This window comes from Gordonia aquimaris (assembly GCF_026262595.1).
Classification (GTDB): domain Bacteria; phylum Actinomycetota; class Actinomycetes; order Mycobacteriales; family Mycobacteriaceae; genus Gordonia; species Gordonia tangerina.
The window spans coordinates 130,752-146,442 of sequence record NZ_JAPKFM010000005.1; the positions used below are offsets into that span (position 1 = coordinate 130,752).

The 15,691-nt window shown below is 65.5% G+C and carries 11 protein-coding genes; 7 read left to right on the forward strand and 4 right to left on the reverse strand.

What is annotated here, in order from left to right:
- The first annotated feature begins 10 nt into the window (after positions 1-10).
- From OSB52_RS07340 to OSB52_RS07370, 7 genes are read left to right on the forward strand one after another with little or no spacing between them, the layout of a single operon-like run.
- The gene (locus tag OSB52_RS07340; RefSeq protein ID WP_266061011.1) at positions 11-1,351 is read left to right on the forward strand and encodes an MlaD family protein; all 1,341 of its coding nucleotides are present in this window, start codon (positions 11-13) and stop codon (positions 1,349-1,351) included.
- Positions 1,348-2,382 (forward strand): MCE family protein, encoded by a 1,035-nt coding sequence (locus OSB52_RS07345; protein ID WP_266061013.1) that lies wholly within the window; start codon positions 1,348-1,350, stop codon positions 2,380-2,382. The genes OSB52_RS07340 and OSB52_RS07345 overlap by 4 nt, the downstream gene beginning before the upstream one ends.
- Positions 2,379-3,368, forward strand: a complete 990-nt coding sequence (locus tag OSB52_RS07350) for an MCE family protein (RefSeq protein ID WP_266061015.1) — start codon at positions 2,379-2,381, stop codon at positions 3,366-3,368. The genes OSB52_RS07345 and OSB52_RS07350 overlap by 4 nt, the downstream gene beginning before the upstream one ends.
- Entirely contained in the window at positions 3,362-4,483 is a 1,122-nt protein-coding gene (locus OSB52_RS07355; protein ID WP_266061016.1) for an MlaD family protein, read from the forward strand. The genes OSB52_RS07350 and OSB52_RS07355 overlap by 7 nt, the downstream gene beginning before the upstream one ends.
- Before the next feature lie 14 nt (positions 4,484-4,497).
- Positions 4,498-5,634: an MlaD family protein gene (locus OSB52_RS07360; RefSeq protein ID WP_372512373.1), complete on the forward strand. Its 1,137-nt coding sequence runs from the start codon at positions 4,498-4,500 to the stop codon at positions 5,632-5,634.
- Positions 5,631-6,815: an MlaD family protein gene (locus OSB52_RS07365; protein WP_266061017.1), complete on the forward strand. Its 1,185-nt coding sequence runs from the start codon at positions 5,631-5,633 to the stop codon at positions 6,813-6,815. The genes OSB52_RS07360 and OSB52_RS07365 overlap by 4 nt, the downstream gene beginning before the upstream one ends.
- Positions 6,816-6,829: 14 nt before the next feature.
- Positions 6,830-7,678, forward strand: coding sequence for a hypothetical protein (locus OSB52_RS07370; protein ID WP_266061018.1), 849 nt, complete (start codon positions 6,830-6,832; stop codon positions 7,676-7,678).
- A 52-nt stretch (positions 7,679-7,730) separates the two neighbouring features.
- Here the strand turns inward: OSB52_RS07370 and treY are convergent, their stop codons facing one another.
- From treY to OSB52_RS07390, 4 genes are all read right to left on the reverse strand, one after another.
- Positions 7,731-10,076, reverse strand: coding sequence for a malto-oligosyltrehalose synthase (gene treY, locus OSB52_RS07375; protein WP_266061019.1), 2,346 nt, complete (start codon positions 10,074-10,076; stop codon positions 7,731-7,733).
- A 10-nt stretch (positions 10,077-10,086) separates the two neighbouring features.
- Entirely contained in the window at positions 10,087-12,492 is a 2,406-nt protein-coding gene (gene glgX, locus OSB52_RS07380; RefSeq protein WP_372512374.1) for a glycogen debranching protein GlgX, read from the reverse strand.
- Positions 12,493-12,640: 148 nt separating this feature from the next.
- Complete coding sequence (locus OSB52_RS07385) at positions 12,641-14,836, reverse strand: acyltransferase family protein (RefSeq protein ID WP_235723178.1); 2,196 nt, start codon at positions 14,834-14,836, stop codon at positions 12,641-12,643.
- 178 nt (positions 14,837-15,014) lie between these two features.
- A complete protein-coding gene (locus OSB52_RS07390) occupies positions 15,015-15,611 on the reverse strand; it encodes a TetR family transcriptional regulator (RefSeq protein WP_266061022.1) in 597 nt (198 codons plus the stop codon).
- Positions 15,612-15,691 lie beyond the last annotated feature (80 nt).

The following is a 15,691-nucleotide window of genomic DNA, read 5'->3' on the forward strand; positions in this document are numbered from 1 at the left end:
GGGGAGACCGATGCAAATCGACACCGACGGCAGGAATCCCTCGCTGGTGCAGTACATCCTGCGTGGGGTCGCCTTTCTGGTGGCGTTGCTCATCCTGTTCGTGCTGCTGTTCATGCGCTATCAGGGTGTGTTCACCTCCACGGTTCCCGTCACCGCGAAACTGACCGATGTCGGCGACGGACTGATCACGCAGGCCGACGTCCGCTACAACGGTCTGATCGTCGGATCGGTGAAGTCGATCGAACTCAGCGACGAGGTCGGCCCGGGCAATCTGCAGTACAAGAACGTCGAGATCGACGTCGATCCCGCGCAGGCCGAGGGAATTCCGGCCAACGTCACGGCGCGTACGGTGCCCGCCAACCTCTTCGGTGTGAACTCGGTGCAGCTGGTCCGGCCCGCCGACGTGAGCACCGAGCACCTGTCCTCCGGCGACGTCATCCCCGCCGACGAATCGATGGCGACGCTGAAACTCCAGGACGCGCAGAATGAGCTGCGCACGCTGCTGCGTGCGGTGCCGCCGGAAGACCTCGCGTCGGTACTGGGGGTGATCGCCGACGCGCTCGAAGGCGGTGGCGCGGTGTTCGGCGCATTCGTGCCGCTGCTGGACAACTACTGGCAGAAGATCAACGCCCAGTTCCCACCCGGTGCACCTGGCGGTTTCGACAACTTCGACAATGCGGTACGTGGATTGTCGGAGAGCACTCCCGAGCTCCTGGACACTCTGGGCCGCAGCGTCATCCCGGCGATGACCATAGCCGAGAAGCAGCAGGATCTCACTGCGATGCTGTCGGCCGGCCAGGGCCTGCTCGACGAGACCCAGGCGTTGTTCGCCGCCAACGGCGACCGCGGCAAGAGCGTCGTGCGCGACCTCAATCGCACCGTCGGGGCCGCGGTGTTGGAGCCGGAATCGCTACCGCAGGCGCTCGACGCGCTGAACAACCTCGCTGCGCGGGTGCTGACGGTGTTCACCGGCGTCAACGGGCACCCCCAGCTGAACATCGGCGTGAACTTCGGTGCGTTCCAGCGATACACACGCCAGAACTGCCCGGTCTACAACGCCGGCGAGTACGGCACCATGCGCGGACCGAACTGTCAGGGTCCGGGCACCGGCACCGGACCGACGAGCTCGGGGCCGCTGCTGATCTACCCGTCCGACGGGATGCGGCGTGCTGCACAGACCTTCGGCGCGGTGAGCACCTCGTCGGACAATCTGACGTTGGCCGAGGCGCTCAAGCGTCAACCGAACGCCGCGGACACGCTGATGTTGGGGCCACTCGTGCAGTCCTCGACCATCAAGCCGGGTGAGTCCGAACGGGGCGAATCCGCACAGGCCGAGGGAGGGGGCCGATGAGTCACGGCCAGGCCAGTATCCGCAAACCGCTCATCGGGTTCTCACTGTTCGCGGTCGTCGCACTGCTGTTGACCTACATCATCTACTCCACGCTGGAACGGTCCCTGCCCGGCGACACGGCGTCGTACAGCACCTACTTCAACGACGCCTCGGGACTCGCCTCCGGTGACGACGTCCGGATGGCGGGGGTGCGGGTCGGTCGGGTGTCCGACATCGCCCTCGATGACGGGCGGGCCCGTGTCACGTTCGAGGTGCAGACCGACCAGCCGGTGTTCACCAACACGATGGCGGCGATCAGGTATCAGAACTTGATCGGGCAACGATATCTGTCGCTGACGCTGGTGCCGGATGAGCCGAGTACCCCGTTGGCTGCCGGTGCGAGTTTGCAACAACCCTCCGAGGACTCGTTCGACGTGACCAAGTTGCTCGCTGGTTTTCAGCCGGTCTTCGAGACGCTCGACCCCGAACAGGTCAACGCGCTGTCCGAAGGACTGGTGCAGGCATTCCAGGGCAACGCGGTCTCGCTGAGCTACACCGTCGCCGAGGTGGGTCAGGTCGCCAGTGACATGGCCGACCGCGACGCGGTGATCGGCGCGATCATCGACAATCTGAGCGGCGTGATGCGAGATCTCGCGATGCAGGGCAGTCAGGTGAGTACCGTGATCGACAGCATCGGCAGCCTCATCGAGAACCTGAACAGCAACTCGGCTGCGTTCGGCCAGTCGGTGTCGCAGATCGGTGAGACCGCAACCGGTTTCGGTGATGTCCTGGCGCAGAGCCGGTCGTCGCTCGCCGACGCCGCCGACAACGCGCGCGCTGCCACCGACACCCTCATCGCCAACGGCGCGAAACTCGACAACATGGCACAGCAGCTGCCGATCTTCCTCGGCCACTTCCCGCTGGTGCAGGGGCAGGGCGCGTACCTGAACATCTACGCCTGCGATCTCGACATCGCCATCGGCGACGTCCTGTTCCCTCCGGGAATCATCAACAAGATCGGCGGGACGAAACACTCGGAGGTGTGCCGATGAGACGATGGCGCAACCACTACAACGAGAACCGGCGCATGTGGTACGGGGCGATAGGCGCGGTGGTGATCGTCCTGTTGACGCTCGGTGTGGTCGGGATCGCCCAGGCCCATCTCGGCAAGAAAACCTATATCGGTGAGTTCGCCCAGGCAGGCGGAATCCGCCCGGGCGACAAGGTGCGGGTGGCCGGCATCGACGTCGGTGAGGTCAGCGCGACCGAACTCGCCGGCAATCAGGTCGACGTCACCATGAAGGTGGACCAGGATGTCGACGTCACCGCGAACGGATCGGCGGAGATCAAGATGTCGACGCTGCTCGGGCAGCGCTATGTCGATGTGTCGCTGGGTGATTCACCCGATCCACTCGACGGCGAGCGGATCACCGACACCCGGGTACCCTACGACCTGCAGAAGACGATCGAGGAGGGGACACCGATCATCGCCGGAATCGACGATGTGGAACTGTCGGAGAGTATTCGGACGCTCAACCGGCAACTGGCCGGAGCGCCCGCGGTGACCAAACCGACCCTCGACTCGCTGACCGAGATGTCGAAGGTGATCACCAATCGTCGCGATCAGATCAACCAATTGGTCAGTGACACCAAAGCGGTCACCGGGATCGTCGACGACAGTCAGGCGCAGTTGTCGATCATCGTCGGTCAGGGGCAGCAACTGGCCGAGAAGATCGCCGCGCGTGAGGCGTTGGTGACCCGAATGCTCGACGGTATCGCCCAGCTCACCGAGCAGGCGCGTGCGGTGGCCGCGGAGAACGGCAATCAGTTCGCACCGATCATGGCCAACCTCAACACGATGTCGCAGGGCTTGGAGAAGAACCGCGAGAATCTGCGCAAGATGCTCGAGATTCTGCCGGTCACGGCCCGGGTCACCAACAACACCATGGGCGACGGTCCATACGCGAACGGCTATCTGCCGTGGGGCATCTTCCCGGACAACTGGCTGTGCACCGCACGGGTGGTGGACGGATGTTGATCACCACCAGGCGGGGGCGTGCCAACCGGATGCGTCGCTCGCTGGCGTTGACCGCAGTCTCGTTGTTAGCGGTGCTCGGGCTGTCCGGCTGCTCGCTGATCCCTGCGTCGTGGACCGCCGCGTTCGGCTCGGCGATCGAGGCCACTGCGTACTTCGACGATGTCTCCGGGCTGTACGAAGGCAACGACGTCGCCGTGCTGGGGATGCCGGTGGGTCAGGTGACGTCGGTGCAGCAGCAGGGCAACCGGGTGAAGGTTACCTTCACCGTCGACAAGGACGTGCCGGTGCCAGCGGACGCGACCGCAGCCATTGTGAACACGTCCATCGTGACGACGCGACACATCGAACTCTCGCCGGCCTACACCGAGGGACCAGAACTCGCCGACGGAGGTGTCATTCCCGAGACCAAGAGCCCGGTGTCGGTGGGTGAGCTGTTCGACTCGATCGACCGGTTGATGGAGTCGCTGTCGGGGGATGCGCCCGGTGAGGGCCCGATCGCCGACATGATCGACATCACCTCGGGCATCACGAGTGGCAACGGTGAGCGGATGCGGGTGGCCCTCGACGAACTGGGCAAGGCCGCCGAAGTGGCCTCGGGCAACGGGGACGCGCTCGTCGACATCATCCGGACCGTTCAGGCGCTCACCACGACGCTGGTGGACAAATATCCCAAGATGACCGCCTTCTCCAACTCCATCAACGACGTGGCGGAGATGCTGGGTAGGCAGGCACCGGGGCTACAGGCCACTCTGGCCGACGTCAATGCCACGCTGCGGAACACGTCGGAGTTCCTGCAGAACAACTCCGGCACCATCAGCTCGTCGACGGGACGGCTCGCGGCGTTGACCGCCAACCTGAGCGACTTCTCCCGTCAGGTGGTCGAGACCATCGACATCGCACCGCTGCTGTTCCAGAACCTCAGCAATTCGGTCTCGGCGGAACAGGGTGCCTGGCGCGCACAGGTCCTGCTCGACAAGTCGCTGATCGACACCGAACTCGTGTCGACGTTCTGTCAGGCGATCAACCTGCAGAAGAACGGTTGTCGCACCGGTCAACTCAAGGACTTCGGCCCGGACCTCGGTGTCTTCTCGGCGATGCTGGAGCTCACGAAATGACCGGCCGTGATCAGATGCGTCCGTTCCGGACCGTGCATGGGCGGCGCCGTGATCGCCGAATCGGGCGCCGCTGGGTGGTGGCATTCACCGCTGCGGCCACGCTGGCCATGTCGGGATGCGGCGTCGTTCCCGGACTGACCGTCGAGCAGATCCCGCTGCCGGCGCCCGGCGGCATCGGTGACTCCATCACGTTGACCGCGGACTTCGACAACGCGCTCAACCTGCCCACTCGCGCCAAGGTGAAGCTCAACGGCATGAACGTGGGGCAGGTGTCGGAGATCGAGGCGGAGAACTACAGCGCCATCGTCACGATGCAGGTCGGGACCGCGACCAAATTGCCCGTCGGTACCGGCGCCGAACTACGGCAGGCCACCCCGCTCGGCGACGTGTTCGTCGCGTTGTTGCCACCGCCGGGTAGCCCGGAGGGCTACCTCGGCGACGGGGACCAACTGACCGGCCCGACGTCGGCGGCCGCGACAGTCGAGGACCTACTGGTCAGCACGGCCGGTGTGGTCGACAGCGGATCGCTCAATTCGCTGACGGTGATCCTCACCGAGTTGAGCAATGCGGTCGCCCCGAATCCCGATGCGCTGTCCGGCTCGATCGAAGGATTGACCACCGCGATCACCAAGTTCAACGAGAACGCCGCCCGGGTCGACGAATCGATGCGCTACACCCAGGTGCTGACCGGTCAGCTCGCCGCCGGCCGCGCTCAGATCATGGCCTCGATCGACAAACTCGGTCCCGCCGTGGACGCGGTCAACGGCCAGATCGGCCAGATCCTGACGACGCTGGACAAAACCAATCAGGTGACGGCGGCCACCAACGACTTCCTGCAGTCCGACGGCGGCAACCTCGTCGAACTGCTGGCGAATCTGAACACCGCCCTCGGCGGTTTGCGTGAAGGCGCCAAGACCTTGGGTCCGCTGGCCGACAACCTGGCCGAGCTGACCCCGAAATGGGTGAAGGCGACCCCGGGCAGTGCGGCGGCGCTGTCGTCGAAGGTGTACTACCTCAATCCGGGCGTCGGTTTCGACGCGGCGACGCGTCTGCCGGAGTTGGAGGACGTCGACTCGGCGTCGGAGTCGTTGCAGCAGACGCTGACCCGCTTGCTGGCACGACTGTCCGGAACGAAGGGGTGCTGCGGATGAGCGCGGTGACCGGTCCGATCACCTGGGTGCGCAAGCATTCGATCCTGGTCGGCAACATCGGACTGATCCTGGTGATGGTGGTGGGTTTGGCGTATCTGTCCTTCGGGGCGTTGCGCTGGGACCCGTTCCGCGGCACCTATCAGTTGACCGTGCACTTCCCGAACTCCGGCGGTCTGCAGGAGACATCGGGAGTCACCTTGCGGGGCGCCCGGATCGGTGATGTCCAGCAGATCCGGGTGCAACCGGAATCGGTGGACGTCACCGTCGAGATCGCCGAGGACGTCCAGATCAATCGCAACGCGGTGGTGGCCGCGCTCGGGCTGTCCGCGGCGGGCGAGCAGTACGTGGACTTCCAGCCCGCGACGGCGGACGGCCCGTACTTCGTGAACGGCGATGAGATCGCCATCAACCAGACTCGCGTGACCGCGCCGTTCCCGCAGACACTGGAGGCGACGCTCAACGTTGTCGACCAGATCGATCCCGTCGAATTGCGTTCGGCCATCGACAACTTGGAGGTGGCTCTCGGGGCGGATGGTTCGGGCGACAACGTTCTGCGATCGCTGTTCGTCTCCGGTGGAACGATCTTCGCCGATCTGGCCCGGGTGTTGCCGCAGACCACGAAACTGATCTCCGACACCGGCACCATCCTGAAGACGACGGCCGACATCCAACCCGATCTGGGCACCACGGTCGACTCGATGAGTACCCTCGTCAACGCTGCTGTGGCCGCCGACAAAGAGCTACGGGTGTTGCTCGATCAGGGACCCACGCAGCTGACGAGTCTGACCGGTTCGATGAACCAGATCCGTGATCCGATCACCGACGTCCTTACCCAGTTCGTCGACATCGCGCGCCAAGGTGCGTTGCGAGCGCCCGCGATCGCCAATCTGTTGCCGTCGATCCGGGACGCGAGCATCAAGAGTCTGAGCATGTTCCACGACGGGGCATGGTGGGCGTTCGGATCGGTCTACCCACGGCCGAGCTGCAACTACGCGGTCACCCCGGTGCGCCCGACCAAGATCCTGGAATTGAGCGTTCCGACCAATCTGTACTGTGTCACTGAAGATCCGAATCAGCAGATCCGCGGATCGGCCAATGCGCCGCGCCCGCCTGGCGACGACACCGCCGGCCCGCCGCCGAATTTCGACCCGAACGCGCGGACCGTGCCGCTCGACAAATGACGTGAAGAGTAGGAATGACCGAGCAGGACAAGCCGACTGACCCCGACCGCGCCCCCGAGGTGCCCGAGCCGGACTCCGACAGCGGGGGTGCCGAGACCGCGCCGACCCCGCCTCGACCGCGAACCAAGTCCGCACGAAATCGCGCGGCGGGGACCGGGTTGTCGGCAGCCGACTCCGGCGCCGCAGACCGTGGCACCGCAGACAGTGGCACCGCAGACACCGGCGGCCCCAGCGCCGACAGTCGCGATTCGTCTGATGCGGTACCGGGGCCGACCTCACAACCCCGTCAGATCTCGCTGACCTTCACCACTGCCGGACTGGCCAAGGTGCTCGCCGTCGTGGTGGTGATCGCGGCCGTGATGGGGGTGGCGCTGCTCGGGTGGGGCTACTACCAGGAGCGGCAGCGACTCGACGCCTTCGATGGCAGCAAGGCCGCGTCCGAGGAGTTCGTCACGAAGTTGGTCAGCACGATGACCAAGGACGGTGTCGGCAATATGAAGGAGTTGCTCGGCCCGTTGTCGACCGGCGAGTTCAGACAGCATCTCGAGCAGCAGCAGTCCGATACCGCGCAGGCCGTCGAGCAACTCAACCTGCAGGACGCCCAGTCGGCGGTCAAGTCGGTGTCGGTGGAGACCTTCGACACCGACTCCGCCCGTACGGCGGTCCTGATGGAGGTCAGTGGCAAGAGCGCCATCGCCCCAGAAGGTGGCAAGAGTCTGATGCTGCTGTGGCTCGATCTGCGCCACGAGGACGGGCGATGGCTGGTGTCGGAACTCAGTGGGGCCCAGGCCGGCATCGGCGAGGAACAGGGTGGTGCGAATGGCGCCCAACCGGCGCCTGCCGCGCCCGCTCCCGCCGGCTGAGGTTGGCCAAGGCGGCACCGTGGCCACCGGCTGGCCTGTGACGATCCGTTTGTCAGTCGGTTCGGGTCAGCAACGCCACACCGTGAAAAGTGGCGAGCTCAGTGAGTGCGGTCGGCACACCGCCGTCGATCGTCCGTCCGGGGGCGGGCCCGAGCACGTCTTCCCACCGGCCGGTGGGAAGGGTGAGGGTCGTTGCCGCGCGGCCGGTGTCGGACAAGCTGTGGGTGAGTCGGGTTGCGATCACGATGACCTCGGCGCGGCCGCTCGCTCCGCGTGCGAACGCGATCACGTGGTCGGCACCCCGACCGTCGGCGTGGATCGGCGTGTAGTCGCCGCCTGCGCCGAATGCGGTGGGATGGGCGGTGCGCGCCCGTAGCGCAGCCTGGATCAGGTGGGTTTTCGGGTGTTCTGTCGAGCGGTTGTGGTCGACTGGGCGGCGATTGTCCGGATCCACCAGCGAGTCATCCCACCACTGGGTGCCCTGATAGATGTCGCCGACGCCCGGTCCGAGTAGGGCGATCAACTTGCGGCCCAACGTTTCGGACTGCCAGCTCGGCGTGATCTCGGTGACCAGCGCCGAGATCGTCTGCGCCGCAGTACCGGTGGTGATCGCGATGATCCACTCGGCGAGGTCGGACTCGAATTCCTCGTTCACCTCGGTCCACGTGGTGTGCAGTCCCGCCTCTCGGGCCGCCTTGGTCGCGTAATCGGTGATGCGGGTGCGCAGGATGTCGTCGACCGGCCCCTGGACTGGCCACACTCCGATGATGTTCTGCAACAGGAAGTATCCCGTGAGATCGTCGGGTGGCGGAGCCATCTTCCACAGGTCGGACACCACCATCGACCATCGCTCGGGCACCTGGGTCAGTATCGCGATGCGAGCGCGGACATCCTCGCCACGCTTCGTGTCATGCGTGGCGGTGGTCGTCATCGCCCACGGCCACTGCGTGCCACGACGGATGTTGTGGGCGTGAAAGTCTCGTATGCTCACCGCGGGGTCGGCCGGATCGCCACCCACCTCCTGCGCCGACACCAGCCGCGCCGTGCGATAGAAAAGGCTGTCCTCGACGCTCTTGGCGGTCACCGCGCCACACGTCTGGGCCAGTCGCGAGGTTGCCGCACCGGGGCTCGCGGTGGCGCGGACCACCAACTCCAGCGCCTCGGCGAGCCGCGGAATCCGCACGGCGATGGCCGAGGCCACCCGCTCGAGCCGGGAGCGCAGCGCGGGATAGTCGGCGCGGTACACGCCGAGTTCGGCGATGAGTTCGGCCGTGGCATCGGCCACGGCTGCCGCGTCGGCAGACGGATCGGAGTGGGTGATCGCCCGAACCAGCCGACGATGCTCGGTGGGAAACATCTCGCGCAACGTTGCCAGTTTGCGTGCGCGTTCGGTGCGGTGCAGCCAGTCGGAATCACCGGGTTGCCCGGTGATCCGCTCATGGATCTCCCCGAGTTCGACGATTCCGCTCGGCGCGGTGAACACCCCGTCGATGATGCGCAGTTGATCGTAGCCGGTGGTGCCGTCGACCGGCAGTGACGGTTCCAGTGGTTCGTCGGGGGCGAGGATCTTCTCGATGTAGAGCAACCGGCGTTCGCCTACGTCGCTGCGCAGCCTACGCAGATAAGATTGCGGATCCCAGAGTCCGTCGGGATGGTCCACGCGCACACCGTCGATGAGGTCCTCGTCGATCAGATCGAGCAGCCAGTCGTGAGTTGCTGCATAGACTGCCGGCTCCTCCTGCCGCAGTCCGGCGAGTTCGTTGACGGTGAAGAATCGGCGGTACCCGATCAGTCCGCTGTTCCAGGGGACCAGTCGGTAGTGCTGTCGCTCGTGGACGTCGATCGGGTTGCCGGCCGCGGCCGAGCCGGGAGTGATGGGAAATGCGTGATCGTAATAGTGCAGGTGACCATCGGAGACGGTGAGCGGGGACAGGTCGCCGTCGGCCGCGAGGACGGGCAGGGCGATCTTGCCATCGGCCCCGTTGGCGGTGGAGAAGTCCACATCGAACCACGAGGCATAGCGGGACCCCGAACCGTAGCGCAGCAGGTCGCTGAACCACGGGTTCTGCGTGACGTCGGCGACCCCGGTGTGGTTCGGGACGATGTCGACGATCAGGCCGAGACCGGCCGTACGTGCCGCGGCGCGGAGCTCCCGGAGCCCGTCGAGTCCACCGAGCGTCGGCGACACCGCCGGGGGCGGCACCCAGTCGTAGCCGTGTGTCGAACCGGCCGTGGCCCGTCCGATCGGGGACAGGTAGACGTGACTGATCCCGAGGGACACCAGGTGATCCAGGATGCCGATGACGTCAGCGAAACCGAAGTCGGGGGTGAGTTGGATCCGGTAGGTGGCGACGGGCTCCCGCTGCCCGCCGACGCCGGGTGGTGAGGGAGTGGCCATCACCGTCGACTCACGACGTCCTGCGCAGGACCAACACCGAGCGCGCGCCCACGGTGACCACCGAATCGGCGGTGGCGGTCATGTCGGTGGTGCCGGTCGGATCGGTGGTGTCGAGTTCGCCCACCCATTCTGTGCCCCAGGAGGACGGTGGGAGCGTGAAGTCGATGTCGCCGTCGTGGGCGTTGAAACAGACGATGAAACTGTCGTCGACGATCTTCTCTCCGCGCTCGTCCGGCTCTCCGATCCCGTCACCGTTGAAGTACACCGCGAGGCTGCGGCCGAACCCGCTGTCCCAGTCCTCGGAGGTCATCTCCTGGCCGGCCGGGGTCAGCCAGGAGATGTCCAGCGTCTGCTCGCCCCATCGGATCGGTTTGCCGGCGAAGAACCGCCGACGACGGAACACCGGGTGTCGGGTGCGCAGGTTGATCGCCTTGCGGGTGAACTCGAGCAGGTCGGCGTTCTTCTCGGCCAGCGCCCAGTCCATCCAGGAGAGCTCGGAGTCCTGGCAGTACACGTTGTTGTTGCCCTGTTGGGTGCGGCCGAGTTCATCTCCGTGGGCCAACATCGGTGTGCCCTGGGAGAGGAACAGGGTGGCCAGGATGTTGCGTTGCTGGCGGCCACGCAGCGCCAACACATCCGGGTCGTCGGTCGGTCCCTCGACCCCACAGTTCCACGAGCGGTTGTGGCTCTCCCCGTCCCGGTTGTCCTCACCGTTGGCGCTGTTGTGTTTCTCGTTGTAGGACACCAGATCCTGCAGGGTGAAACCGTCGTGGGCGATCACGAAGTTGATGCTCGCCAGTGGCCGTCGACCGGTGGCCTCGTAGAGATCGGAGGAGCCCGTGAGGCGGGACGCGAACTCGCCGAGCGTGGACGGTTCCCCGCGCCAGTAGTCGCGAACCGTGTCGCGGTACTTGCCATTCCATTCGGTCCACAATGGTGGGAAGTTGCCCACCTGGTAGCCGCCTTCGCCGACGTCCCATGGTTCGGCAATCAGTTTCACCTGGCTGACAACCGGATCTTGTTGCACCAGATCGAAGAACGCCGAGAGCCGGTCCACGTCGTGCAGTTCGCGGGCGAGCGTGGACGCCAGATCGAAGCGGAACCCGTCGACATGCATCTCAAGCACCCAATAGCGCAGCGAGTCCATGATCAATTGCAGGGTGTGTGGGTGACGTCCGTTGAGGCTGTTGCCCGTCCCGGTGTAGTCCATGTACATCTCGGGATTGCCGTCCACGAGACGGTAATACGCGGCATTGTCGATACCGCGGAACGAGATCGTGGGGCCGAGGTGATTGCCCTCGGCGGTGTGGTTGTAGACCACATCGAGGATGACCTCGATGTCGGCGCGGTGGAACTCGCGCACCATGGCCTTGAACTCGGTTACCGCCGCAGCCGGCTGTTCGGGTTGCGAGGCGTACTCAAGATGCGGCGCGAGGAAGCCGAAAGTGTTGTAGCCCCAGTAGTTTCGGAGGCCCTTGTCGATCAGGACGAAATCCTGCATGAACTGGTGCACCGGCATCAGTTCGATGGCGGTGATTCGGAGTGATTTCAGATGATCGATGATGACCGGGTGGCACAATCCGGCGTAGGTGCCGCGGAGATGTTCGGGTACGTCGGGATGAGTCGCCGTCATCCCTTTGACATGCGCCTCGTAGATGACGGTCTGGTGGTAGGGGTGACGTGGTGGTCGGTCGTTCTGCCAGTCGAAGTATGGGTTGATGACCACCGAGACCATGGTGTGGCCGAGCGAGTCGAGTTGCGGCATGTCGGTGGGATGTGCCGACGCCATCGGCACGCTGGGGGTGGCGGTACTCGTCGTTGCCGGGCTCGGTTCACCGCTGGTGGCTCGCACGGGGTCGGTCTGCACGGGCGTGTCGGCGTCGACTGCTGCATCGACCTGATTTTCCGCGTTCTCGACAGTGGCGGCCGGTGCTGCGGACGACGTTGCCGTGCCCGAGGGCCCGTCACCGGATTCGGCGGCGGGTTCGGATTCCGGGGCGTGCTCGTCAGGGTCGGACATGGCGTAGGAGAACAACGCCGGGTCGCCGTCGAAATCGCCGTGAAATGCCTTGCCGTACGGGTCGAGCAGCAGCTTGCTCGGGTCGCACCGTAAACCTTGCGCCGGGTCGTAGGGGCCGTGTACCCGGAACCCGTAGAACTGACCCGGCCCGATGTTGGGCAGGTAGCAATGCCAGCAGTATCCGTCGACCTCTTCGAGCCGGATTCGTTGCTCCACGCCGGTCGCGTCGATCAGACAGAGATCGACCGCGGTCGCGACCTCGGAGAAGAGCGAAAAATTGGTTCCCACACCGTCATAGGTGGCGCCCAGCGGGTACGCGTTGCCCGGCCAGACGACAAACGGTGTCGATTCCGTACTGCTGGGAGACCAGGTGCCGGGTGTGGGGATGTCGACCATCTCGGCGGGTTCGGCTGAGTCCCGCCCATCCGCGTCGGGGGCCGGCGACGGGGTCATCTCGGCCTTCGGCGATTCCATGACATGACACTAGCCGTCAATGGTCGGGGGTTCATCTCGGAGCGATCGCGCGCTGGTGTGGCGTGGGCGACTATCTCGGCGCCGCTGGGCCGGTCCATGGAGCGGCCGCGGCCATCTGCCGTCCCAGCTCATCGGTGAGGCTACGAACATAGGTGGCGCTCAGGTGGTGCCAATCCTTGTAAACCACGATGTTGCCGACGATCGCCGGACACAGTTCGGCGTCACAGACCCCGTCGGAAAGGTCCAGGGCATGGAAGCCCGGGCGGGTGGCAGCCAGGGCCAGCGCGGGGTCCTCCGGGGCGAGCGCGACGTCGCGGCGCGTGGCGCAGCTCGTCGCGGTGCCGCCGTCGGCCAGGCACGTCGGAGTGTCGATCAAGCCTTTCGCGTTGTGCGGCCACGGTGTGTCGCGGATGCCGAACACCTCGATGCCGGCGTCGAGGAACTCGTCGAAGATGGGGGTGTAGGTGGGTGGCACCCAGTCGCCGGGCTGATAATCGCGCGGCCGGGTCGAATTGGTGAACACCGCGGTCGGCTTGTCGGCGATCACCTTCTTCATCACCCGCATCACCCAGTCGTGACATTGCGGATACGGTACGCCGTCTTGCTTCGGGACCAGCTCGGTCGACATCGGGCACCCCATCTTGAGGTAGGTGGTGACCTTGAAGTGGTTACGCCGGCCCAGCTCGTCGAGCGCCGAGATCCACATCTCGGCGTGTGATCCGCCGATCAGTGCGACGGTCTCGGTGGCGTTCGGGTCACCGTAGACGCCGACATGGATCTCAGGGTCCTCGAAGTTGCTCATGTAGCCATCGGTAGAAGTCTCCGGGAAATCCTGCGTGACCATCAGCGGCGACGGCTGCGGGTCGACCGCGGGAACGGGCCACCCGTTCAGCAGCGCGCGGGCCCCCGGGTAGGTCCGTGGGTCCAGGTTTCTGGTGTCCACCACCATCGTGGACACCCGGTGGTCCCACACCTTGATGCCGATGCCGGTCACCAACGTGCCGATGACCAGAATCGATGTCACAACCGATGTGTAGGTCAGCCACCGATACCGACCGTCGCGACGCGCATGCGACGGCTCGGAGCGCCCGCCACGGAGCGGGTCCTCGATGTAGCGCTTGGTGAGCCATGCCAACCCGACCGACACCGTGAGCAGGCCGACACCTTCGAGGACGCTCGCGTGGTTCTTCTCTCGCCAGGTCAGATAGAAGATCAACAGCGGCCAGTGCCAGAGGTAGAGGGCGTAGGCGATGCTGCCCAGCCACACCGGCCACCGACTGGCGAGCATGCGATTGACCGGCGGCAGCCCCTGCGGACCATCGGAGCCGGGTCGCGGACGCTCCAACGCGGTGGCACCCGCCCAGATGATCAGCAGCGTGGAACCGACGGGGACCAGCGCCCACGGCCCCGGATACGCGTTCACGCCGTCGATCCACCAGCCGCAGGTCACGATGAGGGCCAGCGCGACGATCGCGGCAACCGTCCGGAGCCATCGCGGGACCCGCCAACTGGGCAACCAGATGGCGAGCAGGCCACCGGCCAGCGGCTCCCAGACGCGGGAGAAGGTGTCGTAGTAGTTGAACTGCTGGTTGACGCCCATCCGCATGTGCGCCCAATAGAAGGAGACCAGCGCCACCGCCAGCACGGCGACACCCACCACAACCCGGATCACCCGGGGTTCGGCCACCGGCGCGAGGAACCGCGCGCAGAGCTTGATCAATGCCGCGAAGGCGAGCGCGACCAGCATGGTGAGCACGAAGAACTGGCCCTGCACCGACATCGACCAGATGTGTTGCAACGGGCTGTTCGCCGAGCTCGCCGCCAGATAGTCCTGGGAATTGAAGGCCAGATGCCAGTTCTGGTAGTAGAGGGCGCTGGCGATGAGTTCGCGCCCGATACTCACCCAGCGGGTTTGCGGGATGATGATCACGGTCAGGACGGCAACGGCGATCAGTACCGTGAACAGTGCCGGGATCAGGCGCCGCAGCAGGCGTTTGAGACGTGGCCACGGATTGATGGTGTCGCGCAGCGTCACATGGGTGGCCTGGCTGTGGATGGCATGACGCAGCAGCGAGCCCAGGAAAAAGTAGCCGGACAGGGCCAGGAACACGTCCACCCCGCCCGACACCCGGCCGAACCACACATGGAAGCAGGCGACCAGCGCGATCGCGATGCCGCGCAGACCGTCGAGGTCGGTGCGGTACGCGGGCACGTTGTCCGCCGGAGCCGGACCGGCCGGGGTGGCGGTGTGGATAGGGGCTGCCACTGCCTGGATGCGTCCTTCTGTTATCGGTGGCCGCTGGGGCCGGGTTGTCGCAATCGGACCCGACCGGTGGTCATCACGTGATAGAGGCCGTAGGTCCGCCCAGCAATCTACATGCCGCCGCACCGAGATCTCGATTCGACGCGGCGTGCCGAGGCGAGTGTCGTACCCGCGCTGACCTTTACTTTTCTTTACCTTGCGGTACGCTGGCGGCGGTCGTCAGACGTTGTGCCCGCATCCGGGCACCGTCGAGGATCACGCTCAGACCGCCGGAGAACTCCGCGGTGAAGTCGCGTCCGGACGGTCCGGTCACCTGGAGTCGTTCCATCTGCGACCGGGTCTGCTCCTCGATCGTCAGCCCGATGGTCAGCTGGCACACGGCGGTCGCCACGGCCTGCGCGTCACGCTCGTCGAGTCCGCCGTCCCGCGCCACCGCCGCCAGTTGCCCCGCAATGGTCCGCGCCGACAGTCCGCTGGCCCAACTCGAGGACACGATCTCCGCGCTGTCGGGGACGTCGAGCAGGGCAGCGCGCAGGCCCGTGGCGAGGTAGGCCAGGCGCTGATCCCAACCCAGATCCTGCGGTGCCGCTGGGATCTGCTCGAGGATGTCGTCGGACAGCGCCGCCAGCAGGGTCTGCTTGTTGGGGAAATGCCAATACAGGGCGTTCGGGCGGACGCCGAGATCGGCGGCCAGACGCCGCATCGACAGATCGGCCAGGCTGTGCTCGGCGAGGATCTCCCGCGCCGCCTGCAGGACGTCTGCTCGACTGTTGCTCACCCGGCCAGGATAAGGGTCCTGTACACCGTTCAGGAAAATACCTGTACAGTGTCCAGGACATCGATCCTGTACAGCGTTCA